This is a genomic window from Candidatus Oleimmundimicrobium sp. (genome assembly GCF_030651595.1).
Taxonomy (GTDB): domain Bacteria; phylum Actinomycetota; class Aquicultoria; order UBA3085; family Oleimmundimicrobiaceae; genus JAUSCH01.
Genome location: NZ_JAUSCH010000063.1, coordinates 1 through 1,365, shown reverse-complemented (window position 1 = coordinate 1,365; position 1,365 = coordinate 1). Strand labels below are relative to the sequence as shown.

2 protein-coding genes are annotated in these 1,365 nt (G+C 61.9%); one reads left to right on the top strand and one right to left on the bottom strand.

The window, feature by feature from the left end; all coding sequences use genetic code 11:
• Positions 1-116 precede the first annotated feature (116 nt).
• Complete coding sequence (locus Q7U95_RS04305; protein WP_308752140.1) at positions 117-575, bottom strand: Lrp/AsnC family transcriptional regulator; 459 nt, start codon at positions 573-575, stop codon at positions 117-119.
• A 138-nt stretch (positions 576-713) separates the two neighbouring features.
• Here Q7U95_RS04305 and Q7U95_RS04300 point away from each other — a divergent pair.
• On the top strand, positions 714-1,365 hold a 652-nt coding region (locus tag Q7U95_RS04300; RefSeq protein WP_308752138.1), incomplete at its 3' end, for an NAD-binding protein.

Here is a 1,365-nt window from a genome sequence, read left to right as displayed (position 1 = left end):
GGTTTGATCAACCCCCGGGGCCTGGCCTGCGGGGGTTTTTCATGCGTCGTGGCCCTCCCCGGTGACGAAGCAGGGGCCAGGGGCCCCTCTTGCTTTCGCCAGGATGAAGGCGGCGCTCAGAGCTGGATTGCCGTGGTCTTTTGCACCGTTCGCAGCGAGAAGGATGATTGCATCTGCGCAACCCCGGGCAGCCGTGCCAGATACTGGCGGTGGATACGGGCAAAATCGTCGGTGTCCTCGACGACGAGTTTCAGAAGGTAATCGGCCTCGCCTGCCATCAGGTGGCATTCCAGCACATCAGGAATGCGCGTGATGCCGCGCTCGAAGGCCTCCAGCGTCTCGTCGCTCTGGCTGTTGAGCTTGATCTCGACAAAAACCGTGGTCGGCTTGCCGATCCGGCGCAGATCAAGCAAGGCGACGTAATCGCGTATGTAACCCTCGGTCTCAAGCCGCTGAACGCGCCGATGGCAGGCCGAGGCCGACAGGTTGATACGCTCGGCCAGGTCTGCGTTCGATATCCGGCCTTCACGTTGAAGGACATGCAGGATACGCCGGTCAATCTGATCTAGCCGCATTGCAGCGCAACTTTCTTCGGGAAAAGCGGCCAGATCGCCGCAGAATCTACGAAGAAGCTGTCATGGCAATGCCAATTTTCAAAGCACTATCGGCAGAAAATCCGCAGAATCCACCCATCCAACAGAAGGAAACCGGCCATGCTTATCGGATGCCCGAAAGAGATCAAGCCACAGGAATTCCGCGTGGGGATGACGCCTGCGGCTGCGCAGGAAGCAATCGCAGCCGGACATGCGGTGATCGTCGAAACCGAAGCCGGCATCGGCGCTGGCTTCAGTGATGACGATTACCGTGCGGTCGGTGTCGGCATCGTCGAAACCGCCAGCGAAGTCTTCGCCACTGCCGAGATGGTGGTAAAGGTAAAAGAGCCGCAGGCCATTGAGCGCAAGCAATTGCGCGAGGGGCAGGTTCTGTTCACCTATCTGCACCTTGCGCCGGACCCAGAGCAGACCCGCGACCTGCTGGAAAGTGGCGTGACCGCCATCGCCTATGAAACCGTGACCGACCGCGCGGGTGGCCTCCCACTGCTTGCGCCAATGTCCGAGGTGGCCGGGCGGCTGGCGCCGCAGGTCGGCGCCTGGACTCTGCAAAAGGCCAATGGCGGGCGTGGCGTTCTGATGGGTGGGGTTCCGGGGGTACGGCCTGCGAATGTGGTGATCATCGGCGGCGGCGTCGTGGGAACGGCGGCAGCGCGGGTGGCGGTGGGCATGGGGGCGAATGTCACCGTTCTGGACCGCTCGATGCCGCGCATGTCCTATCTGGATGACATCTTTCAGGGCCGCCTGACCACGC

What these genes read in the sequence shown, in the direction of transcription:
- Q7U95_RS04305 (WP_308752140.1), bottom strand. Translation starts at nt 575, where the DNA reads ATGCGGCTAGATCAGATTGACCGGCGTATCCTGCATGTCCTTCAACGT.